This window comes from Bacillus sp. 01N42_2, from assembly GCF_056399565.1.
Map to the genome: position 1 here is coordinate 620,999 of NZ_JBFTRO010000001.1, position 23,321 is coordinate 644,319.

Annotated in this window: 19 protein-coding genes and 2 pseudogenes; 4 read left to right on the top strand and 17 right to left on the bottom strand. The window is 46.6% G+C overall.

Annotated elements, in window-relative coordinates:
* The first annotated feature begins 113 nt into the window (after positions 1–113).
* Complete coding sequence (gene citH / locus AC1DN5_RS03235) at positions 114–1,394, top strand: citrate transporter CitH (protein ID WP_366969898.1); 1,281 nt, start codon at positions 114–116, stop codon at positions 1,392–1,394.
* Between the two features lie 41 nt (positions 1,395–1,435).
* Here the strand turns inward: citH and bglS are convergent, their stop codons facing one another.
* Together bglS and licT are read right to left on the bottom strand one after the other, a co-directional pair.
* Entirely contained in the window at positions 1,436–2,167 is a 732-nt protein-coding gene (gene bglS, locus AC1DN5_RS03240) for a beta-glucanase (protein WP_366969899.1), read from the bottom strand.
* Between the two features lie 194 nt (positions 2,168–2,361).
* Positions 2,362–3,195 (bottom strand): BglG family transcription antiterminator LicT, encoded by an 834-nt coding sequence (gene licT, locus AC1DN5_RS03245; RefSeq protein WP_049627652.1) that lies wholly within the window; start codon positions 3,193–3,195, stop codon positions 2,362–2,364.
* A gap of 171 nt (positions 3,196–3,366) precedes the next feature.
* Here licT and AC1DN5_RS03250 point away from each other — a divergent pair, with 171 nt between their 5' ends.
* Positions 3,367–4,653, top strand: a complete 1,287-nt coding sequence (locus AC1DN5_RS03250) for an MFS transporter (protein ID WP_366969900.1) — start codon at positions 3,367–3,369, stop codon at positions 4,651–4,653.
* Positions 4,654–4,671: 18 nt separating this feature from the next.
* On the opposite strand, the gene AC1DN5_RS03255 is transcribed toward AC1DN5_RS03250, so the two are convergent.
* The 6 genes from AC1DN5_RS03255 to AC1DN5_RS03280 all read right to left on the bottom strand — a co-directional run bounded on the left by AC1DN5_RS03255 (position 4,672) and on the right by AC1DN5_RS03280 (position 12,400).
* Positions 4,672–6,111: a DEAD/DEAH box helicase gene (locus AC1DN5_RS03255; RefSeq protein ID WP_366969901.1), complete on the bottom strand. Its 1,440-nt coding sequence runs from the start codon at positions 6,109–6,111 to the stop codon at positions 4,672–4,674.
* A gap of 243 nt (positions 6,112–6,354) precedes the next feature.
* Positions 6,355–7,419, bottom strand: a complete 1,065-nt coding sequence (locus AC1DN5_RS03260) for a polysaccharide lyase family 1 protein (protein WP_366969902.1) — start codon at positions 7,417–7,419, stop codon at positions 6,355–6,357.
* A 141-nt stretch (positions 7,420–7,560) separates the two neighbouring features.
* Entirely contained in the window at positions 7,561–8,490 is a 930-nt protein-coding gene (locus tag AC1DN5_RS03265) for a DMT family transporter (protein ID WP_366969903.1), read from the bottom strand.
* 130 nt (positions 8,491–8,620) lie between these two features.
* Positions 8,621–9,067 (bottom strand): universal stress protein, encoded by a 447-nt coding sequence (locus AC1DN5_RS03270; RefSeq protein WP_016937450.1) that lies wholly within the window; start codon positions 9,065–9,067, stop codon positions 8,621–8,623.
* 81 nt (positions 9,068–9,148) lie between these two features.
* Positions 9,149–10,546, bottom strand: coding sequence for an aryl-phospho-beta-d-glucosidase (locus tag AC1DN5_RS03275; RefSeq protein ID WP_342007234.1), 1,398 nt, complete (start codon positions 10,544–10,546; stop codon positions 9,149–9,151).
* Between the two features lie 18 nt (positions 10,547–10,564).
* Positions 10,565–12,400: a beta-glucoside-specific PTS transporter subunit IIABC gene (locus AC1DN5_RS03280; protein ID WP_366969904.1), complete on the bottom strand. Its 1,836-nt coding sequence runs from the start codon at positions 12,398–12,400 to the stop codon at positions 10,565–10,567.
* 442 nt (positions 12,401–12,842) lie between these two features.
* On the opposite strand from AC1DN5_RS03280, the gene AC1DN5_RS03285 reads away from it, so the two are divergent.
* Positions 12,843–15,974: a DUF3427 domain-containing protein gene (locus AC1DN5_RS03285; protein ID WP_366969962.1), complete on the top strand. Its 3,132-nt coding sequence runs from the start codon at positions 12,843–12,845 to the stop codon at positions 15,972–15,974.
* Here the strand turns inward: AC1DN5_RS03285 and AC1DN5_RS03290 are convergent.
* Together AC1DN5_RS03290 and AC1DN5_RS03295 are read right to left on the bottom strand one after the other, a co-directional pair.
* A complete protein-coding gene (locus tag AC1DN5_RS03290) occupies positions 15,963–16,352 on the bottom strand; it encodes a (deoxy)nucleoside triphosphate pyrophosphohydrolase (RefSeq protein WP_264819397.1) in 390 nt (129 codons plus the stop codon). The genes AC1DN5_RS03285 and AC1DN5_RS03290 overlap by 12 nt on opposite strands.
* A gap of 182 nt (positions 16,353–16,534) precedes the next feature.
* Positions 16,535–16,865 (bottom strand): annotated as a pseudogene (locus AC1DN5_RS03295) (lipocalin-like domain-containing protein); the annotation flags it as partial.
* Here AC1DN5_RS03295 and AC1DN5_RS03300 point away from each other — a divergent pair.
* Positions 16,855–16,998 (top strand): annotated as a pseudogene (locus tag AC1DN5_RS03300) (amino acid permease); the annotation flags it as partial. The pseudogenes AC1DN5_RS03295 and AC1DN5_RS03300 overlap by 11 nt on opposite strands.
* Before the next feature lie 73 nt (positions 16,999–17,071).
* Here the strand turns inward: AC1DN5_RS03300 and AC1DN5_RS03305 are convergent.
* From AC1DN5_RS03305 to AC1DN5_RS03335, 7 genes are all read right to left on the bottom strand, one after another.
* Positions 17,072–18,373, bottom strand: a complete 1,302-nt coding sequence (locus AC1DN5_RS03305; RefSeq protein WP_016937442.1) for a pyrimidine-nucleoside phosphorylase — start codon at positions 18,371–18,373, stop codon at positions 17,072–17,074.
* A gap of 27 nt (positions 18,374–18,400) precedes the next feature.
* Positions 18,401–19,582 carry a NupC/NupG family nucleoside CNT transporter gene (locus tag AC1DN5_RS03310; protein WP_045925564.1) on the bottom strand — a complete coding sequence of 394 codons (1,182 nt, stop codon included), beginning with the start codon at positions 19,580–19,582 and terminating at the stop codon, positions 18,401–18,403.
* 92 nt (positions 19,583–19,674) lie between these two features.
* The gene (gene deoC / locus AC1DN5_RS03315) at positions 19,675–20,343 is read right to left on the bottom strand and encodes a deoxyribose-phosphate aldolase (protein ID WP_016937441.1); all 669 of its coding nucleotides are present in this window, start codon (positions 20,341–20,343) and stop codon (positions 19,675–19,677) included.
* 90 nt (positions 20,344–20,433) lie between these two features.
* Positions 20,434–21,375 carry a sugar-binding transcriptional regulator gene (locus AC1DN5_RS03320; protein ID WP_327814899.1) on the bottom strand — a complete coding sequence of 314 codons (942 nt, stop codon included), beginning with the start codon at positions 21,373–21,375 and terminating at the stop codon, positions 20,434–20,436.
* Positions 21,376–21,445: 70 nt separating this feature from the next.
* Positions 21,446–22,258 (bottom strand): sugar-phosphatase, encoded by an 813-nt coding sequence (gene yidA / locus AC1DN5_RS03325; protein ID WP_016937439.1) that lies wholly within the window; start codon positions 22,256–22,258, stop codon positions 21,446–21,448.
* A 68-nt stretch (positions 22,259–22,326) separates the two neighbouring features.
* Positions 22,327–22,851, bottom strand: coding sequence for a hypothetical protein (locus tag AC1DN5_RS03330; RefSeq protein WP_188154256.1), 525 nt, complete (start codon positions 22,849–22,851; stop codon positions 22,327–22,329).
* The gene (locus tag AC1DN5_RS03335) at positions 22,841–23,260 is read right to left on the bottom strand and encodes a lipocalin family protein (RefSeq protein ID WP_366969905.1); all 420 of its coding nucleotides are present in this window, start codon (positions 23,258–23,260) and stop codon (positions 22,841–22,843) included. The genes AC1DN5_RS03330 and AC1DN5_RS03335 overlap by 11 nt, the downstream gene beginning before the upstream one ends.
* Between the last annotated feature and the right edge of the window lie 61 nt (positions 23,261–23,321).

Sequence of the window (23,321 nt, forward strand, 5' to 3'; positions counted from 1 at the left end):
TTTTAGGTCTATATATAAATATGCGGTCATACACATTTGAAATAAGCCTTCGTGACAGAAAGAAATCATGGAAGCGCTTACCAAAACATCCGTTGAAAAAGGGAGGTCCTATCGTGCTTGCCATACTCGGTTTTGTGATGATCATTGTCTTTATGTACCTTATTATGTCTAACCGGCTTTCCGCTCTTATTGCCTTGATTGTCGTTCCTGTTGTGTTTGCCCTGATCAGCGGATTCGGCAAAGATCTCGGCGGGATGATGATTCAGGGCGTGACAGACCTCGCCCCTACCGGTATCATGCTGTTATTCGCCATCCTATATTTCGGCATTATGATTGACTCAGGTCTGTTTGACCCTCTCATAGCCAAAATCTTATCATTTGTCAAAGGAGATCCGTTAAAGATCGCCGTCGGCACAGCGGTCCTGACGATGACCATTTCGCTCGATGGAGATGGGACAACGACCTATATGATTACGATTGCGGCGATGCTGCCTCTTTATAAACGGCTCGGCATGAACCGTTTGGTATTAGCGGGGATTGCGATGCTCGGTTCAGGGGTCATGAATATTATTCCGTGGGGCGGACCGACGGCGAGGGTTTTGGCTTCCTTGAAATTGGACACGTCAGAGGTCTTCACTCCGCTGATTCCCGCCATGATTGCCGGCATTCTTTGGGTGATCGCCGTTGCTTATCTCCTCGGAAAGAAAGAACGGAAGCGGCTCGGCGTCATTTCGCTTGATCACGCGCCGTCCTCCGATCCGGATGCAGCGCCGCTCAAGCGTCCCGCTCTCCAATGGTTTAACCTGCTGCTCACTGTCGCTCTGATGGCCGCGCTGATCACCAGCCTGCTCCCGCTCCCTGTTCTTTTCATGACCGCGTTCGCCATCGCCTTGATGGTTAACTATCCAAATGTCAAAGAGCAGCAGAAGCGGATCTCGGCGCATGCGGGGAACGCGTTAAACGTTGTGTCCATGGTATTTGCGGCAGGCATATTCACAGGTATTCTCTCCGGTACAAAAATGGTGGATGCGATGGCGCATTCTCTCGTTTCACTCATTCCTGATGCCATGGGCCCGCACCTGCCGCTGATCACTGCGATTGCCAGCATGCCGTTCACCTTTTTCATGTCAAATGACGCCTTTTATTTCGGTGTCCTTCCCATCATCGCAGAAGCCGCTTCCGCTTACGGAATAGACGCCGCTGAAATCGGAAGGGCCTCCTTGCTGGGCCAGCCGGTGCACCTGCTCAGCCCGCTTGTGCCTTCCACCTATCTATTGGTCGGAATGGCGGGCGTCAGCTTTGGCGACCATCAAAAATTCACCATTAAATGGGCCGTGGGGACAACGATTGTCATGACCATTGCGGCGCTTTTGATTGGGATTATTTCATTCTAATGAGAAAAGGATTTCCGCTGGCGGAAATCCTTTTCTATACATTATTTTTTTGTATAACGCACCCAGTCGTAATGTGCGTATAGCGGATTTACGCCATTATAGGAACCGAGCCAGTCATCGACACCCGTACCATTCCACAAATTCATCATGATTTTCCCCGGCGCTGACGGAATTTGGGTTGTCGCAGTATGTTTTAATTGCCCATCAACATACCATTTAATAGAGTTTGGCTGCCAATCGAACGCATACGTATGATAGGCATTGGCTGCATCAAATCCGAGGTCCGCCAGCTTCTCATGGTTTCCCGCGCCATTTGTATAATAGTTAAATTGAACCTTTGTTGTGTCTTTTCCTAAAAATTCGATATCAATCTCATCCCAAGGAGTCCCATCCGTTGGACCTGTATAAGTAAAGAACGATGAAACAATCCCTGTGTTTTTAGCCGGTTTCATTCTGACTTCATAAAGTCCATAGCCATATGTTTGAACCGAGCGGTTTTCCCCGCAGTCAAACTTGTTATAAGACGGACTTGTCAGCGCCAAACGCATTTCACCTGATGACGTCACGGATACGTTATTTGCACGCCAAGTGCAGTTAAACATATCTCCATTCGAGTAACCATTTGCTTTTTGCCATAATCCGGAGTTATAGCTGTTAAAAGGTTCAAAAAACGATCCGCCTGTTTGAGCCGAAGCACTAGAAGTGACCGCACACAAACTCAAAAACAATCCAGTGACAAGAAGCAGCAGCACCCGTTTCATACGATAAGGCATGTCGGCATTCCCCTCCCTTTATTCGAAAGCGTTTTCTCTTCTGATCATACATCATTCTTTTAAAGGGAACATCGGTCAGAATAATGATAATAATCAATCTTAAAAAACCTAAATTACATTAGCACAGTAAGAGATAATCCGCACTCATTGTAATTTAGGCTCATATGTAAAATGAATAAATGATAACGCTCTCATTATGCTTGTTTGACTACCCTCTCTATATGAATCGTTAAATACAGCAGCTCGTCACTGGTGAGCTTGTGCTCATACTCTCTCTCAATCCAGGTTTGGATTTTCTTCGTGCATTCATACGCCCGATGGTATTTTTCTTTCACTGTCTCCAGCAAAAAATCGTCCCGGCTTTCCATGTGCGTGCCGTTAAAAAGGCGCTGTGCGAAAAACTTTAAGTGGGTGACAAACCGATAATAGTGAAGCGATTCTTCATTGAATTCAATCTTAAAATGGTATTTTACGATACTCAAAATCTCTTGCATGACTTTTGTAATGCTGATGATATTGGGCATCTCCTCATTCAGTTCGGCATTTACAATATGCAGCGCAATAAAGCCTGCCTCATCCTCCGGCAGAGACACGCCAGTCTTGTTTTTTACCATGATCAGCGCTTCTTTTCCGATTGCAAATTCGTCTTTGTAGAGCCTTTTTGTTTCCCACAGCAAGGCATTTTTGATATCCAGCCCTTTCTTATTGCGCTGGATGGCAAAGTTAATATGGTCGGTCAGCGACACATAAATGCTGTCGTTGAGCTTTTTGCCGAGCCGTAATTTCGCATAGCTGATAATCTCTTCGGATACTTCCATACACTCGATCGGGATATCATACAAAAGGGTTTTGAACTTTTCGGATACATCTCTGTTATCGAGGGTGAATACTTTCTCAATGCGGGCTTCATCTACAGGGTCTCCCGTTTTCTTTTGAAAAGCAATGCCCCGGCCCATGATAACCAATTCCTGATTGCCTTCTTTGAGCACACTGACGACATTATTATTAATGACTTTCGCAATCTTCAATTCCGTCTCCCTCCCGCCTGACCATTTACCTGCCACACCTTGATTGTACATCCTTTTTGTACTAGGTCAATATCTCCAGGTCAATCAGAAAACAGGATGCAGAAAACATTGTCCAACGATGCAGATGAGGCGCATATAATGCAGAGAACCGGTTTTTGAGAAGGAGCGTGTGTGATGAAACGGTTTTCGAAAGAAGAAAGCAGCTGGATGCTGTATGATTGGGCCAATTCAGCTTATTCGGTCATTATTATGACGGCGGTATTTCCCCTGTTTTTTAAAGCGGCCGCGGCGGAAAACGGCGTCAGCGCGGCGGATTCCACCGCTTATTTAGGGTATACGATTGCCGCCGCGACTTTTATTTTGGCGATGCTCAGCCCCGTCTTAGGAACGATTGCCGACTACAAAGGATGCAAGAAACGGTTTTTTGCCTTCTTTTTTCTGATTGGTGTGGCGGGCACCGCCGCGCTGGCTTTTATTCCCGGTGAATCTTGGGTGCTGTTGTTAATTTGTTATACGATTTCCACGATCGGCTTTGCCGGGTCTAATGTGTTTTATGATGCGTTTCTCGTTGATGTGGCCGCAAAGGAGCGGATGAATATGGTGTCGGCCAGAGGGTTTGGGCTGGGCTATATCGGCAGCACGATCCCTTTTCTCCTCAGCATTGCCGTCATTCTGTCAGCACAAGCGGGGGTGATTCCGCTGTCAGCCCAGACTGCGGGCCGCATTGCCTTTTTGATTACGGCTGCTTGGTGGGGACTGTTCACGATTCCGCTCCTTCGCCGCGTCCGCCAGCGCTATTATATCGAGAGAGAGCCGCGGCTTGTCGTCAGCAGTTTTAAACGGCTGGCCGGCACGCTGAAGCAGATCAGGAAATACCGGGCGCTGTTTTTGTTTCTGCTCGCCTATTTCTTCTACATCGACGGGGTCGGCACCATCATTACGATGTCGACGTCATACGGGGCAGACCTCGGAATCAGCGCGGCAAATCTGCTGATTATTTTATTTGTCACACAGGTTATCGCCGCGCCTTTTTCGATTTTGTACGGGCGGCTGGCCGAACGGTTTAAGGGAAAAACGATGCTTTATGCCGGGATCGGCGTGTATATGATTGTCTGCACGTATGCTTATTTTATGGATTCCGCTTTTGATTTCTGGGTTTTGGCTATGCTTGTCGCCACTTCCCAAGGCGGTATTCAGGCGCTGAGCCGCTCTTACTTTGCCAAGCTTGTCCCCAAACAGCACGCCAATGAGTTTTTCGGCTTTTATAATATCTTCGGCAAGTTCGCTTCGATTATCGGCCCGCTTTTGATTGCCGTGACCGCCCAGCTGACCGGGAATTCGTCAGCCGCCGTGTTCAGCCTGATTTTATTATTTGTGATCGGCATCGCCATCCTTGCATTTGTGCCTGAGGAGAACAGTGCCGATATCAGCCAGCAGCAAAATGACCTGCCCCTTTAACTGGGAGCAGGTCATTCATCATTTATTCGCTTTATTCACCTTCAGCTTTTTCCCTTTGACGGTTGTGTTCTTCATCACTTTAAGAACTTGAGGGCCTTTTCCGTTTAAAATCTCCACGTAAGAGGCGTTGTCCATGATTGTGATAATGCCGATGTCATCAGCTGTCACACCGTCGATTTTGGCGATCGTTCCTACAAAATCAACCGCTCTGATTTTCTTTTTCTTCCCGCCGTTAAAATACAGCTTCATGATGTCTTTGTTTAACTGTTCGCTTCTGTCTGTTTTGACGTCTGGGCGGGCGTTCAATTTTTCCGCAAAAGCCGCTTTCCGTTCCGCTGTTTCTTTTTCTGACGGTGCTTCCCGCTTTTGGATGCGGAAACCGATATATGTCTCAATGTCATTCAGAAACCGCCCCTCAAACGGCGTCACAAACGTGATGGCCCGGCCGCGGTGTCCGGCGCGCCCCGTTCGGCCGGTGCGGTGCACATAGCTTTCTTTTTCAAGCGGAATATCATAATTGATGACGAGGCTGATGTTTTCGATATCAATTCCTCTGGCGGCAACATCGGTCGCAACGAGATAGCGGAACTCGCCGCGCTTGAACTCATTCATGACTTCAAAACGGTCTTCCTGCACCATGCCGCCGTGAATTTTATCGCAAGGATAGCCCAGCCTGTCCAGCTCATCGGTTAACTGGATGACTCTTTCTTTAGTCCGGCAGAATATGATGCAGCTGTCCGGATTTTCGGTGATCAGGACATCACGCAGCAATGATGATTTGTCCTCTTCTGCTGTTCCGGTGACAAAATGCTCAATATCTTTTGTCGTCAGACCTTCCGCTTTTACTTCAATCAATTCAGGGTCTTTCATATATGTGCGGCTCAGCTTCTCGACGTCGTCCGGCAGCGTCGCTGAAAAGAGCATGGTGACTCTGTTTTTCGGCAGATGCTGAATGATGGCTTCCACCTGTTCAATAAATCCCATATTCAGCATTTCGTCCGCTTCGTCAATCACTAAATACGCCAGCCGTTCAAGCGGCAGCGTCCCTTTTTCTATATGATCAAGCACTCGTCCCGGCGTTCCGGCAACAACGTGGCTTTTTTGCTTCAGTTCGGTTTTCTGTTTATCAAAAGAAGCTTTTCCGAAAACCGCCGTGGCTTTTATCCGTTTAAAACGGCCGATATTTGTGATATCTTCTTTAATCTGCGCCGCAAGCTCGCGGGTCGGCGTTAAAATCAGGGCCTGCGGTTTGTTTTCCTCCCACTCCGCAAGCTCGCAGATCGGAATGCCGAAGGCCGCTGTTTTGCCGCTCCCCGTCTGCGATTTGACGACGAGATCTTTTTTTTGCAGCGCGGCGGGGATGACGCGCCGCTGAACTTCAGTCGGCTCGGTGTATTGCAATCCTTTCAGCGCCCGTTGGATATCGGGGCTGATCGCGTATTCATTAAACTCATTCATAACTAAACTCCTTCTCTGTCAGGCTCCCCTCATTATACGCGAAACGCCGCCGCTTTACCCTGACGTTTTGCCGGAACATTCGGAGACTGCTTTTTCACTTGTTCTTTTTTTAAATTTTACAGATACCCCACTTGTAATACAAATCCATAATACAAGTAGACATTAAAGGTTATTTTAGGGAGTACAGGAACTTCTAACCTTTGACTCATATAAAAAAACCGCCTGCTAGGGCGGTTTTTCGTATTATGGATAGCGGAGATTTGTATTTTGCGCTCCCGCGTAGGATTGGGCGAAGTTTTTGGCGTCCTGCGCTGAAAGCGTGCCGTAGCTGTAATTTGATCTCGGATTCCAGCCGGTGCGCGGTGATTTCGGGGCTATGAGCGACGGGAATGAACCGATGTCGGTGAATTGGGCCGTCCCGTAGTCGTCTATCATTCCGCCTTTTTCATTTCCGTTGCCGAAGTAGTTGGCTTCTGAGAAGACAGTCGCGTTTGTATGAATGGTGAACCCTAAATTGAAATTGGTCACATAGTTGTTTTTCGCATGAAAATAGCCGTATCTCATCAAGCCCGGTGAACGGACATAGACGTTATTAAAATAGTTGTTGGTGATCGTCATATGCGGATAGCCGATATAATTGCGTCCTTCGTTATCATCATTCGGATAACCGAGAATCAGGCCGTACAGATGATCGGAGAATTTAGAATTAGACAGCGTCACAAAATCCGCTTTGGCGCCGACATACAGAAGCTTTCCCAAATCGCTGTGGCTGCTCGGATTGTAGCTGTGCCCTTCAAACCACACGTGGTCAATCCAGTAATTCTGTCCGTTCGCTATGTACATCGGAATGTCGTTGTTGCCCGTAATGGCTGCACTATGGCCGATAATGAGGTTTTTGAAAATCACATTGTTTGAGCCGGAGCCTGTTGTCAGATAGATGTTGGTCAGCCTGTGGCTGGTATAAGAGCCGACGATGGTTTTATTGGCGCCGACTGTCACAACGGCTTTACCCGGGGAGTAAATATCACTTGTGATGACAATGGTTTTGCGGTCCGTCCCGCCCGCATTGTTTTTCAAATCATTGAGATTGCTGACGTAGACGACGGGGCCGCCCTGGCCTCCCGATACGGCGTATTTTGCTTTTCCGTTATGATCCTTCGCATTTCCCGCAAACCCGGTAAGTCCCTGCATCACATCCGGATAAGCCGCTGCCGCTTCTGCCTGCTTGGATGCGGAACATATAATGGCCAGACAAAGCGCAAATCCGAGTGCAGCCAAGAAAGCGAGATGACGCGTCTTCTTTTTCATGCCCTTCACTCCTTTAATCTCTTAAATTGTAAACACATGAAGTATTATACAATTACTATCCTCTTTTTCCATGATCTGTTTGTCTGCTTTTTCGTTATGGCTGAAAAGCCCCAAAATAAAAAAAGCAGCCGGTACGGCCGCCTATATTCGGGTGCTGTCTGCCTGAGCCTCCGCAGGCACGGCTTTATGCTTTCGAATCAAGGACAGCGCCATCCCCGCAAAAATCATCACGATCCCCAAAGATTGATAAAGGTCGGGGCGAAATCCCGTAAATACGGTGTCAAGCACAATCGCCACTGCCGGATCAAGAAATACGATGATTGAAATAAACCGGGTGGATAAAAACCGCAAGCTGTCAAAAAAGAGCAAATACACAATCCCCGTATGGATGATACCGGTCGACACAATCATGATCCAGTTCACATGCGACAAATCAGAAAAAGCGCCGAAACGGACGAACGGGAGAAGAATGATAACGCCCAACCCGGTCTGCAAACAGGTGACCGCATATGGGCTGAGGCTGTTGATACCTTTCCCGGCCAGTGTCGTAAAGGCGTAAAAAAGGGCGGCCAGCACGGCCCAAATAATACCCGATCCCATCAGCTGAGAAAATGATGTATTTCCGTTGATGCCAGAAATCAGAGCGGTGCCCAGAAAACAAATCACGATGGAAGTGACGGACACAAGATGCAGTTTCTCCCGGTATATAAGGCTCCCTAGAAGAAGGACGAGAACCGGAGCCAGATGATAAACGGAAATCGCTATCGTCACTGATGTTTCCTCAAATGATTTAAATAAAAACACCCAGTTCAGCACGAGAAAAAAACCGCAGGCCAGTGTCTGCAGCACCTCACGCCGGTTCCATTGTTCGGTGCGGTACCGTCCGGAACCAAACCAGCAAACGCCCAGAAACAATGAGGCGCACAGACATCTCACAAAGACCAGTTCAATTGAAGGCACATTCGTATGTTCTGAGAAAAAGCCGATTGATCCGAAAATGACCATGGAAATGACCATTTTGATAACGGCATTTGATGTTTGTTTAGCTTGCATTGATTCGCGTCCCCCCATATCATTGACTGTTTATTCAGACAAATACTAACAGCCATTTTACTTGATTCAGAGGAAGATTTCACCCTATTTTTCGAGAGACGGAGGTCTTTTCTCATAAAAAAAGCCCCGCATCAGCAGGGCCGTCTGTTTAATGAACGATCAGTACAGGGCAAGGAGACAATTGTGAGACTTTGTGGCTCACGCTTCCGAGCATCATTTCTTTAAATCCGCTGATTCCGCGGCTTCCAACGACAATCAGATTGAAATGCTGTTCTTTCGCTATGTTTAAAATTTGATGTGCAGGTTCGCCTTGAACGTACAGGCTTTCCGCGTTTACTCCGCTTTCCGCCGCTTTCTGCTTAGCGTCTTCCAGAATAGCTGCTCCTTTTTGCTCGACTTCATGTTTGATGTCTTCAATGAAGTTTTCCGGAACATAGACAATGCCGGTTAAGGCTGTTGTGGAGACAACGGCTTCACGTCCCGCATAGAGAATGGTGAGTTCCGCCTGTTGTTCTTTCGCCAGATGGATCGCTGCATCCAGAGCTTTGCTGCTCATGTCTGAACCGTCTACTGCTGCAAGAATTTTTTTAAACATATGAATCCCGCCTTTCTGCTTTTATTGTCCTCCTCTCATTGCTGAATGTCAATTTTGCCGGCTTTCTCCTGAACATTATGTTTACAGACTTTCTCCGTTTGTGGCGATGACGTCTTTATACCAATAAAAGCTTTTCTTTTTCTTTCTTTCAAATGTGCCTTTTCCGTCATTGCCGCGGTCGACATAAATATAGCCGTAGCGCTTTTTCATTTCAGCGGTTGAGGCGCTGACGAGGTCAATCGGCCCCCACGACGTGTAGCCGATCAGGTCGACGCCGTCTTCAATCGCCTCTCTTGCTTCTATTAAATGATCACGCAGATAATCGATGCGGTATTCATCCTGAATGCTTCCGTCTTCCTCCGGCTCATCAACCGCGCCGAGCCCGTTTTCGACGATAAAGAGCGGTTTCTGATAACGGTCGTACAGCGTGTTTAAAGTGATGCGCAAGCCCTTCGGATCAATCTGCCAGCCCCATTCGGAAGATTTCAGGTACGGGTTTTTCACGCCGCCGAGGAGATTTCCCTTAGCTTGCGCCAGATCCTCAGGCGCCGTGCTGGCCGTCATCGACATGTAGTAGCTGAAGCCGATGTAATCCACCGTATGTTCTTTCAGGAGCGCCTCGTCTCCTTCCTTCATCTCGATCGTAATTCCGTTTTCTTTAAAGAAGCGCTTCATGTAGCCCGGATAGCTGCCCCTCGCCTGCACATCAGAAAAGAACAGCGTGCTCCGCTCTTTTTGCATTGCCGCATATACATCCTCCGGCTTCGGCGTCATCGGATACGTCGTCGTCGCGGCGATCATGCAGCCGATCTGTGAATCCGGGATGATCTCATGGCCGGCTTTTACCGCCAGCGCGCTCGCCACAAATTGGTGGTGGGCTGCTTGGTACATCGTGTTTTGCTTATTTTCGCCTTCCCGGAATATAAGACCGCCGCCTGTGAACGGAGCGTGAAGAACGACGTTGATTTCATTGAAGGTCATCCAATATTTCACTTTGTCTTTATAACGGGTGAAAACCGTACGGGCGTACCGTTCATAGAAATCGACCGTTTGGCGGTTTCGCCAGCCGCCGTAGTTTTTCACCAAACCGAGCGGCATCTCATAGTGAGAAATCGTGACGACCGGTTCGATCTGATGTTTCCTCAATTCGTCAAAAAGACGATCGTAAAATTGCAGCCCTTCTTCGTTCGGTTCTGTTTCATCGCCGTTCGGAAAAATTCTCGTCCACGCAATGGAGGTGCGGAACGCTTTAAAGCCCATCTCTGCAAACAGGGCGATATCCTCTTGATAGCGGTGATAAAAATCAATCGCGTCGTGATACAGATTCAGCGCATCGTCCGTCTCATGAAACGGAGACATAATGCCGTCCGGGGAGACATCCGCCGTAGAAAGTCCTTTGCCGCCTTCTTTATAAGCGCCTTCAATCTGATTGGCAGCCGTTGCGCCGCCCCATAAAAAACCTTCCGGAAATCTCTTCATGTTTTCTCCACCTCTTTTTCAGGATAACGCCAGAAGCGCTTCGTTCGGTTTGACCATTCCGCGTTTTTTCACGTCTGTAAATAAATATTGATCCGTATTCGTAATGATGACCGGCGTCATCACGTCAAAGCCGGCAGCCTTTATCTCTTCGATATCAAAAGTAATCAGCAGATCTCCCGGCGCGACGGTATCGCCTTCTTTAACGTGCATTTCAAAATGCCTGCCATCCAGCCGTACCGTATCAAGCCCGATATGAATGAGAATTTCGGCTCCCCGGGAACTCGTAATGCCGATGGCGTGCTTTGTTTTAAATACGGCTGTCACCCTGCCTTCTACGGGAGAAACCGCCGCGCCCTCTTCAGGCAGAATCGCAAAACCTTTTCCCATCATTCCACCGGAAAACACGCTGTCGTTCACTTCGCTTAATGCCTTCACTTCGCCTTTAATCGGGCTGTGAATGATTTCTCCGCCAGCCGTCACACCCGGCGTTTCAGATGCTTTGTCCCGTTCAGACTGTACATCTTCAAACCCGATCAGCAGTGCCGCCGCCATACCCGCCGCAAACGAGATAAAAAGCCCGATCAACGCGTAAAGAAACGTCGGCCCGATGAAGACCGGAATGCTCGGCAGACCCGCGTTTCCGCCGACAATGTAGGAAGCGACGCCCGTTACACCGTAAAAAGCTCCGCCTGCCGCGCCGCCGATTAAAGCAGCCGCGAACGGTTTTTTCAATCTCATGTTAACGCCGTACATGGCAGGTTCGGTTATGCCCATCAAAGCCGTAATGCTCGTCGTAAACGCAAGTGATTTAAAGGTTTTGTTTTTTGATTTCAAGAAAACCGCAAATGACGCGCCGGCCTGCCCCATGTTCGCCAAAAACATCGCAGGCAGAATGTAATCACGTCCGTTTTGAGCGATGTTATTGATCATGATCGGCACAAGCGCATAATGCATCCCCGTCATAATGATGAGCGAAAATGTGCCGGCCAGCAGAATCATTGCGGCAATCCCCGCATGACTGAACAAATAATTGACGCCGACAGACAGATCATTTCCGAGAATCGCGCCGAGCGGGCCGACTGTGATCAGTGTGACAGGCACGACGATCACAAGCGTAAGCATCGGAACAGCAATCAATTTCAAAGAAGAAGGAGTGATTCGATCGATTCCCTTCTCCACATAGGACATCAGCCAGATCGCCAGCAAAATCGGAATGACTGTCGATGAATACGTGGCAGCGGTTACAGGAAGACCGATAAAGGAGATGCTTTTCCCAGACCCAAGCAAGGCCGTCAAATCCGGATGCAAAATCGCACCCGCCACAGCAGCCGCCACGTACGGATTACATCTGAATTTCCTCGCCGCGCTTACCGCAAGCAAAATCGGCAGAAAATAAAACGCACCATCACCGACAGCCGTAAGAATGCTGTGAGTCTGGCTCTTCTCCGACATCCAGCCGAATGTCACCGCTAACGCGACAAGTCCTTTTATCATGCCCGCCCCGGCAATGGCCGGCAGAATCGGTGTAAACACGCCGGAAATCACATCAAACACGGCGCTCAGCACATTTTTCTTCTGCTTTGAAGTTTTGTTTGCGCTTTCACTGCTGAGCCCGCTGATCTCCATTAAAGCCTGATACACCTTCGGCACATGATTGCCGATAATGATCTGAAATTGCTCGCCGCTGATATTTGTCCCCATCACGCCTTCCGTCTGTTCCAGCCCGTCCCGATCTGCTTTCGTATTATCATACAGATTAAAACGAAGCCGCGTCATGCAATGGATGACACTCTGAACATTCTCCTCCCCGCCGACAAGTTGTAATATCTCTTTTGATATTTTATGATAGTCCATGAGTCTACCTCCTTAAAAATGGGGGAACTGCCGGACGAAAGGTGGCCGCCTTTCTCCGGCTTTTTTTGTTATGAAATCAGCATCACCTCCAAAAAAGGGTATAAAAAAAACCTAAACTGCACAGCACACGGAGGTCTTCCCCTGTCTGACGCAATTTAGGTTTTGCCTGCGGTTTGCAGTAACAATCCTAGGTGAATGATATTGGGTTGATATGTATACTTTAGCACTGGATTTATTGGGTGTCAACGCTTACATTTTAACGGATGTACCAATTAAATATAAAGTATTGATCCTCCTTTGCTATATAAGAATACTCCACCAAACTTACCTCAGCATTATTTTTATAAACGCTTAATAGGACTTTATTCTCTCCTTTTTCAGTATTACCTATTGGTAAAAGTAGTGATAAAATGGAATTATTGATATAAAAAAGGAGATTATGATGAGAAATCATAGAGGCTTCCATGAGGAAATTCAGCAACAGCAAAAACATTATCCAACACCACATCACATTCAACCAGTTAACCCAAAAGAATATACAGAGGTTTTGACTTTACATACAGCAAAACAACTCAGCGAGACATTTCAAGCACTTGTGGATCAAAATCAGTATGAACAAGCGATTCAACTGAGCGAGAAGATTTCATCCCAGCTGGGACAACATACGAATTTCTCATTACCGCTTTCCACAGTGCTCTACAGCTTAAATGAAATGGAACTTCCTGTTTCAGATGACTTTTCTCTGCATCGTCTGAAACTGCTAGGAAATCATCAAACTCATGATAACTTTTTCAAAGCATTAAAACACGAGATGTTAACGGCAGACCGTGTAGACTTTATGGTTAGTTTTACAAGGTGGTCTGGTGTTCAGCTCCTGATTCCTCCTCTTCAGGAGCTTGCTAAAAGACACGTCCCTGTACGCATCATTACATCAACCTATATGGGTATTACAGAGCCAAAGGCATTAAGACATCTTCTTCAATTTGAGAATGTTCAGTTGAGAATTGTAAATGAATATAAAAAATCCTTCCATACGAAGGCATACTTATTTGAACGCTGTTCTGGACAGCATAGTGTCATTGTAGGGTCTTCAAACCTATCGCAAGCTGCCCTTACGACAGGGTATGAGTTAAATGTTAGACTACCCGAAACCAGATATCTCCCTGTTTATCAACAAACAAAAGATTTGTTTGACACGGTTTGGAATGAAAAGACACAGCCTGTTGACGAACAATTTTTACAAGCCTATGAGGAATTCCAAGCAGGAAGCCAAAAAGTAAGTGCTTCCTTTGTTGCTCAAAACTCTCTTTACAAAACGAAAATGTCCCCGAATGCTATGCAAAAAGAAGCATTACGAAACCTTAAAAAAACAAGAAACGAAGGGGAAACAAAAGCCGTCATCATCGCCGCCACTGGCACTGGAAAAACATTTTTAGCAGCATTTGATTTTGAGCAATTTAAACCAAATAAATATCTTTTTCTTGCCCACCGGGAAGAGTTACTTACAAAAGCAATCGAAACATTCCAGAAAGTCACAAATAATCATAAAGACTTTGGTTTATTGACTGGAACAAAAAAAGAAAGAGATAAGCGCTTTTTATTTAGCACTGTACAAACATTACACAAAAAAGAAACTTTGGAATCCTTTTCAACAGATGAATTTGACTACATTGTGATTGATGAATTCCATCATGCTGAAGCATCTACCTATCAAGCTGTATTAAACTACTTTACACCAAAGTTTTTATTAGGTTTAACTGCAACACCAGAGCGTCTTGACGGTAAAGATGTGCTTCAGATTTGTGATCATAATGTAGTTTATGAAATCAGGCTTCGCGACGCTCTAAAGGCAGAGCTACTTGCGCCATTTCACTATTTCGGAATTTCAGATCATACTGTAGATTACGAAAAAGTAAAAGTGAAAAATGGGATGTACGAAGAGAAATCTCTAGTCAATCATTTAAAAACTCATAAACGAGTAGAATATATCATTAAGATGATCAACATGTATGGATTTCACGGCGAGAAAATGGTTGGCTTAGGATTCTGTACAAACGTCGAACACGCAATATACATGAGTGATGAATTTAACAAATTGGGGTTTTATACAACTTACTTAACAGGAAATGATCCTCCTTCAAAAAGACAAGAGATCATTCGACAATTGGAGGACCCGCACCACAGTTTAGAACTTATATTTACAGTAGATATTTTCAACGAAGGAATAGATATTCCAAAACTCAATCTACTATTGTTCCTTAGACCAACAGAATCACCAACGATTTTTATTCAACAATTAGGACGGGGACTAAGAAAAACTGATGACAAAGAGTTTGTAACGATACTGGACTTTATCGGAAACTATCAAAAGTCATTCGTTATTCCACTCGCACTATCTGGACAAACAAGCCAAAAATCGTTTGATAAAGATTCCCTCCGAGTGGCCGTGACACATGAGTTTGCAGATTTACCTGGAGGATCATATGTTGACCTTTCAGCTGTAACGAAGAAAGAAATTTTGAATAAGATCGATCATATTAAACTAAATTCAGATGCCATGCTGAAAACGTTATACAAGCAATTTAAACAAGAGCTAGGACGCTCTCCAGAGTTAATTGATTTTCTATACTCCGAACAGGCACCTGGGCTTACCTTTTTTATAAAGAAATACAAGTCATGGGTACAGACAAAAAAGAAAATGGACGATTTGAACGAATCAGATCAGCTCATTCTCAATCATCCAATGGTTGTAGAAATGGTAGCCAGATTAGAGCAGCAATTACCTATTAAATGGCCCTATGAATGGTTGATTTTGCAATGTGCCTTTCAAGCTAATATCATTACGGTCGAAAAAGTAAAAGAGACATTAGAGCAACAATTTCATATCAAAATCACAACAAATACTCATGATAATCTTATTGAACGGGCAATGGAGCGTTTAGAAAAGCCCGTTCAGAAACAGAATTGGTCATTCGGCTCTTTTAAAGATCATACATTTGAGGTAGCCCCTGAAGTGAACCAAATCTTAGAAGATCCTATTTTTGGGGACTATCTCATGGAGCGTGTGCAATTCGGCCTTATGGAGTATCGTAGAATGAATAATATTGAAACCCTGACTTCAAAAGAGATAAAGCTTACAATGTATCAAACCTATACAAGAAATGAACTCATTTATCTTTTTCAGTCAACTGATCAGAAAGGGACTTGGCGAGAGGGCGTACGTAGAGTTAAAAATCACTATTTAATCTTTATCAATTTGAATAAGTCAGAAAAAGTAGAAGATCATTTGCTATATAAAGATTATTTTATTGATCCTAGCCATTTTCACTGGCAAAGTCAAAACCAAACCTCACATGCTTCAAGCGTAGGGCAAAACTTTATTCATCATAAGGAAAAAGGATACCATATTCATTTATTTGTGAGGAAATTCACTGAAATGCACAACATTACTTTACCATTTATTTATTTAGGAGAAGCGGATTACGTATCAAGCCACGGAGACAAGCCAATGAATGTCAAATGGAAGCTTCATCGGCCTGTCCCAGAAAACTTGTATGTGGATTTAACGAATTAAAGCAGAAACTGTCGGAAGATCAGCGGGTGCCCATTCTAGTGATTCAAGTTCATGGATAGGCACCCATCTGAATTCTGCGTGCTCTTTCGCTACCGGCTTCCCTGATACAATCTCCGCTTTTATTGATATTAAATTTACGATGACCTTCTCATATTCATGGTGAATATCAGCAATCACATCGCCTGCAACAATTTTACAGTCCAGTTCCTCTTCAATTTCTCGCACAAGTGCTTCCTGTGCATTCTCCCCTTCTTCAAGCTTTCCACCAGGAAACTCCCATAGATTAGGGAGAGACATTTTTGGCGAACGTAGAGCACATAGAATTTCATTGTTTTCATTTTGTATAACTGCGGCGGCTACTTTTATTGTTTTTTTCAAAATTAAACTTCCTTTCGTTTATTCTTAGATATGTAGTCATATTTTTAGTTTTTTATTTATACTGTTCGGCAAACGATAGAGATTGAATCCATCATAATTCAAATAGTTTATTAAAAGCAATAGAAGGTCATTTTCCTAATTAGCAAGCAAAAAAGCACCCTCCAAATAGAACTGGTGCTGGTTCACTCCACTCCCCAAACAGCCTCGCCGTCACTGCTCAGCACACTGAACGTTACGACTTCCTTCTCACTTGCCTGAGTCCCATTCTTTCAGGAGACGCCGTCATAATTTGTGCCGTTCAGGTTGATTCGGGCTTTGCTGCTGCCGGTTATTGTTCAGGTCCTGGTCATTTCCCCGGAAATGGTGCCGTTGGAGTTAAGCCGGATGGTTTTGGGGGTTTTGATGGCGGCTGTGATGGCTTTTCCATGCTGGATGAGTTTGCAGGTTCCGGCCGCGGCGGCTGCCGATATGTGTATCCGGTTCTCCTGCGCAGCAGTACGACGCTGCAGCCGGATTTGCCGGCGTCGTGGTGTGGATGAGCATTGCCCTGTCTCAGCTCTTATTTCGAAAGCATGATGTAAAAAACAGCGGCCGCCTCACAGATCTGACCTTCCGCACGCCGTTATATCCTCTCGTTCCGATCGCTTTCGTGACATTCATTTGGATAAAACCATGCCATAAAAAAAGGCACATACTTAAGGGGTATGTGCCTTTTTTTCTTATTCCGTAATCAGCGTATGAATCAGCTTCGGTGCTTCCGCTTTTTCTGAGATGCGGATGTTGTCATAGACTTTGGCGGTCACGTCGTCAACGTTTTCGCGGTTGGCGTAAAGGGTGACGAGCGGCTCTCCTTTTTCGACTTTGTCACCGACTTTTTTACGGAGCATGATGCCGACGGCAAGGTCGATTTCGTCCTCTTTTGTCGCACGTCCCGCGCCTAACAGCATCGCTGCGACGCCGATTTCGTCAGCGATGATTTCTGAAACGACACCCGCTTCTTTTGCCGGGACGTCAATTTTGTACGCCGCCTGCGGAAGTTTGGACGGTTCGTCAACGACGGAAGCGTCTCCGCCCTGATTGCTCAGGAACTCTTTGAACTTTTCAAGCGCTTTGCCGTTTTTCATGACTTCCTGCAGCTTCGTTCTCGCTTCTTCCAATGTCTCGGCTTTTTTCGCCAATACGACCATTTGGCTGCCGAGCGTGAGGACGAGTTCGTTTAAGTCTTCAGGGCCTTCCCCTCTTAACGTATCAATGGCTTCTTGAACCTCCAGGGCATTCCCGATCGCAAAACCGAGCGGCTGTGACATGTCAGAAATCACGGCCATCGTCTGGCGGCCGACGTTGTTTCCGATGCGGACCATTGCTTTGGCGAGGTTCACGGCGTCTTCATCCGTTTTCATAAACGCGCCGGCGCCCGTTTTGACGTCAAGCACGATCGCATCTGCTCCGGCGGCGATTTTTTTACTCATAATGGAGCTTGCGATCAGCGGGATGGAGTTTACCGTACCCGTTACATCACGCAGCGCATACAGCTTTTTATCGGCAGGCGTCAAGTTGCCGCTTTGTCCGATGACGGCTACTTTGTCGCGATTCACAAGCTTGATGAATTCATCTTTTGACAATTCCACGTGGAAGCCTTCGATCGCTTCCAGTTTATCAATGGTTCCCCCCGTATGGCCGAGGCCGCGTCCGGACATTTTAGCAACGGGAACGCCGAGCGCCGCGACGAGCGGTGCGAGTACGAGGGTCGTCGTGTCGCCGACCCCGCCCGTAGAGTGCTTGTCGACCTTGATGCCTTCGATGGCGGAGAGATCAATCGTTTCCCCTGAATTGACCATCGCCATTGTCAGATCGGCGCGCTCCCGATCTGTCATATCCTGAAAGTAAATCGCCATGGCAAGGGCGCTTGCCTGGTAATCAGGGATGCTTCCGTCCGTATATCCTTTTACGAAAAATTGAATTTCTTCTGTTGTCAGTTCTTTTCCGTTTTGTTTTTTTACAATAAGATCTACCATTCTCATGATCTATCACCTGTCCTTCAATTATGTTCAGTGAATCAATCCCACGATCGCCGCTGTCAGGAAGCTGACGAGCGTTGCGCCGTACAGCAGCTTCAGCCCGAACCGCGCGACGACGTTTCCTTGCTTTTCATGCAGTCCTTTCACCGCACCCGTAATGATACCGATAGAGGAGAAATTCGCGAATGAGACAAGGAATACAGATACCACTGCCTGTGTATGCGCACTGAAATGGAAATCGCCGGATGAGAGCGTCTGCATCGCCACAAATTCATTCGATACCATTTTCGTCGCCATAATGCTTCCGGCGCTCACCGCTTCATTCCACGGAATACCGGTTAAAAACGCAAACGGCGCGAAGACATAGCCGAGCAGCGCCTGGAATGTAATGCCGAAGACCGCGTTAAAAACGCCGTTGACCAGGGCAATGAGTGCGACAAATCCGATCAGCATCGCCGCTACGACAACGGCGACTCTGAATCCATCCATTATATACTCACCGAGCACTTCAAAAAAGGATTGCTTTTCTTCTTCAGGAACGACAATCAAATCCTCTTCTTTGCTGACGGTGTACGGGTTGATGATAGAAGCGATGATAAATCCGCCGAATAAGTTCAGCACAAGCGCCGTCACGACGTATTCCGGCTTCAGCATCATCATGTAAGAACCGACGATCGACATTGAGACCGTCGACATAGCAGATGCGCAAAGCGTGTATAAGCGCTGTTCAGTAAGATAGCCGAGCTGTTTTTTCAAGCTGATAAACACTTCTGATTGCCCTAAAATTGCGGAGGCGACAGCGTTGTAAGATTCGATTTTCCCCATTCCGTTCACCTTGCTTAACGCAAGACCGATATACTTCGTGATGAAGGGGAGGACCTTCCAATGCTGCAGAATTCCGATTAAAGCGGATATAAAGACGATCGGCAGAAGCACGCTCATGAAGAACGTCGTCTGTTTCGCATTCACAAGTCCGCCGAATACAAAGTTAATCCCTTCTGATGCATATTCCAGCAAATAGTTAAATCCTTTTGCAAAACCGCCGACAAGAAAATTCCCGATACCGGTGTTGAGGAGAATGTAACCGAGAACCAGCTGCAGTACGAGCATGACGGCGATCGGCCGTATTCTGATTCTTTTTTTGCCATTGCTGGCGAGCCAGGCAAGACCTAAAAACACAATGATACCGATAATTCCGATGAGATACTTCATATGTGTTCTCCTTTTATTTGTATTCGCTTACAATTTTTTATGCATCAACAAAGAAAGAGGATGGCGGAAGCTTTCAGCTTCCGCACTGCTGATTAATAGTCGCTGCTGCCGCTGTCTCCGCCGCTCACGATAGAGACGCCCGCACTTGCGCCGATCCGACTCGCGCCCGCAGCGATCATGCTGTCAACATCAGCTTTTGTTCTGATGCCGCCTGATGCTTTGACACCGATGTCCGGTCCGACTGTTTTTCTCATGAGAGCAATGTCTTCAGCCGTTGCCCCGCCTGTCGAAAAACCGGTAGACGTTTTGACGAAATTGGCGCCTGCGGATACCGCCAAACGGCACGCGCGCTCTTTTTCTTCATCTGTCAAAAGACATGTTTCGATGATCACTTTGACGAGCGCTTTTTTATCAGCTGCTTCAACTACCGCGCGGATATCAGCCTCAACAGCCTCATCATCACCGTCTTTTAATGCGCCGATATTGATGACCATGTCAACCTCAGTGGCTCCTTTTGAGATGGCATCCTTCGTTTCAAATGCTTTTGTTTCCGATGTCGTTGCGCCGAGAGGGAATCCGATAACGGTGCAAACGTCAACTCCCGTGCCCTTCAGCTCCTCCGCTGCGAGTTTGACCCAAGTCGGGTTCACACAAACGGATGCGAATTTATACTCTTTTGCTTCTTTTATCAGTTGTAAAATATCTGCTTTTTGTGTATGCGGTTTCAAAGCAGTATGGTCTATTTGACTTGCAATTGACATTGTATGCACTTCCTTTTTCCTAGGATAGGTTTAGAATAACCGAATTTTGAACATATGTAAATTGGTTATTGAAATTATGTTCATGAATTGTCACAATTCTTGAATGAGTTTTTTGGCCGTGTGCTGATCGGTAATCAAAACGTTGGCGTACTTTCCTTTCAGGGCCCCGTGAATGGCCTTGCATTTTCTGCTGCCGCCCGCCACCAGAATCGAACGTTCTTTCATTTTCAAGTCGCTGAGCTCGACTCCGATCGTCCGGCCGTTAATGCTGCTGCTGCAGATCCTGCCTTCCTCGTCAAAAAAACGCGAACAAATATCGCCGACTCCGCGCGCTTTCAGCAATTGTTTCTCTTCTTCCCGGAAATAGCCGAGTCTGAAAAGCAGGGCCTCATCCCGGACGGTTCCGACCGTAAACAGCGCGATATTGGCTTGTCTGCCCATTTCAATGATCCGCTTAATATGTCTGTCCCGCTCGACCATCTGTTTCACATCGGCGCTGTCAAATATAACCGGCAGCGGCAAATACCTCGGCATGGTCTGAAATGCTTCGGCGAACAGCTGAATCGTTTCTGACGAATGCGTATTGACATTGGAATGACTGATGCCGCCTTTCAGCTGTACGACTTCAACGCTCTTTACCTGCTTCGGCTCCATGCGGCTTGCGATCTGGTACATCGTCGTCCCCCAGCTTACGCCGAGTATATCGCCGTCCTTTACGGTTTTATGCATATAGTCTGCGCCATAACGGCTTAAGTAATGTGTAATGGCCTGGTAATCGTCACTTGGAGAAAAGACGACGTGCGCCTCAAGCAGCCCGTATTTTTCTTCCAGCTTCGCGCCGAGCTCGTCCAGATCCTCAAACGGGTCCATGACGCGAATTTGGACATATCCTTTTTCCTTTGCGTACTGAAGCAGCCTCGAAACGGTGGGGCGTGACAGATTAAGCCGTTCGGCGATCTGCTGCTGGCTGTAATCTGATTGATAATATAGTTTTGCCGCTTCTATGCTGAGCTGCTGTTTTTCACGATCCATATCGCGCCTCCCCTCTCCGCTTATCATATCACCAAAACACGCGGTAAAAAAGCACCCTCTGATGGGGTGCCTATTTTTTCAGCACAAGCTCCTGAATCGCATGCGCTACGCCGTGTTCGTTGTTTGATTTTGTTTCAAAATTTGCAATTTCCCTTACTTCCGGGATGGCATTGGCCATAGCGACACCGCAGCCGGCCCACTGAATCATAGACATGTCATTGCCGTTATCGCCGATTGCCATGACGTCTTTTTGTTCAATTCCGAGTTTTTCAGCCAGCAGCTTGACCGCGTTTCCTTTACTGACTTTCGGGTGAAGAATCTCATGAAAGAACGGCGCGCTTTTGACCATTGTGTATGTTTCCGTGAATGATTCCGGAATGGAAGCGATCGTTTTCTCCAGCTTGTCGGGATCGTCGATGAACATGACTTTCGGAATCAGAATATCCTTCGGCACCTCATCAATCGTGCGGAAATGAAGCGGCACTTTCGTGATATATGATTCGTAAACCGTGTATTCACTGATATCCCGGTTCGGCGTGTACAGATTAGCTGTGTCAAAGTAATGCATCGGAGTGTCCAGCTGTAAGCTCAGCTCGTAAAGGGACTTCAAATCCTCATAACCTAATGACTGCTCGGCCACGACACCGTTTGTATACGTATTTTGGACGAGGGCGCCGTTATAAGCAATCACAAAGTCGCCTTCCTCCTGTAAGTTCAGCTCTTCCAAATACCGCCGCACGCCGCCGATCGGCCGTCCCGTGCACAGAACGATATTGACCCCTTCCGCTTTAGCGGCATCAAGCGCCCCGCGGACTTCAGCCGTCACTTCATGATGATCGTTTAATAGTGTTCCGTCCATATCTATTGCGATTAACTTGTACATCCTGCATCTCCTTTGTATCCTTTTCGTCTTATGCTTTCATCATATCGTTTTTTCGTTTCAAAGAAAAATTAAACGGACGGATTTCTCCGCCTTCTCTGCTTATACCGGATCTGTCTCCGGATACGGGGCCGTCTTGTCCTCTTATCGGTTTGTTCTGCGCCGTTATCTGTTTTCTGCTTCAAGAGAATCAGTCCGGCCGCAAAGAAAGGGACGGCCGCTATGTCCAGAAGGGCAAGCTTTATTCCCATCGCTGCGGGAAAGTATGCCCATAATGAACGGCTGTTCCGCCTGATCATGATGTAAGAAACGATTTCCAGCAGAATAAACAGGGCGTTCACCCATAGGTAAATGAGCAGCGCCGCAAACAGAAACAGCAGGAGTGTATTCCGCAGCGTGCCGGAAAACAGAAGAGCGCGCATCATATCAAAGAATGAAAAAGACTGCATGCTGCCGTTGACGACATTGGGATTATAAATGGTAAAACGCCCGAACTGATCTACAAGCATAAAAAATAACCATACCAGTGAAAACCATTGAATGATATGTACGATGACACCCGTCAAAACGAGTCTGTCGGCAGCCTTATTTCTCATGTGCATCCTCCCCGCCTGTTTTTATTCTTGTCATTGTTTTTGTTTCTCCGTATATCTTCCAAATGAGCGTATCGTTTTTTCCTCTTTTCAACGTGCTTTTGACGGGATGCGGACGCCCGAGGTATTCAATCTCGATCGTTCCGTCCGTGTTTTGTGAGATCACCTTGTAAGCATCCGAGGGCATAGGAACCTCGCCGCGGCCTTTAATGACCTGCTTTGTCAGCACGCTGTCTTTCGTAAACGTGACGGTTTCAGATCTGACTCCGTCCATCGGACCTGGTTTCAGCCCCGCATCCCATGTCCCGTAATAAAAAGGGGTCTCGTCCGCTTTCTTTTGCGAGCAGCCTGTTATCATGACGCATCCGAAAACAAGAACCATCATGATGAAAATCCGTATGTTCCGCAACATGATCACCTTCCTTTGCAGCTTTTTTTACGCCTGTAAGTTAGGCGGATGCCGTGGCACTGTG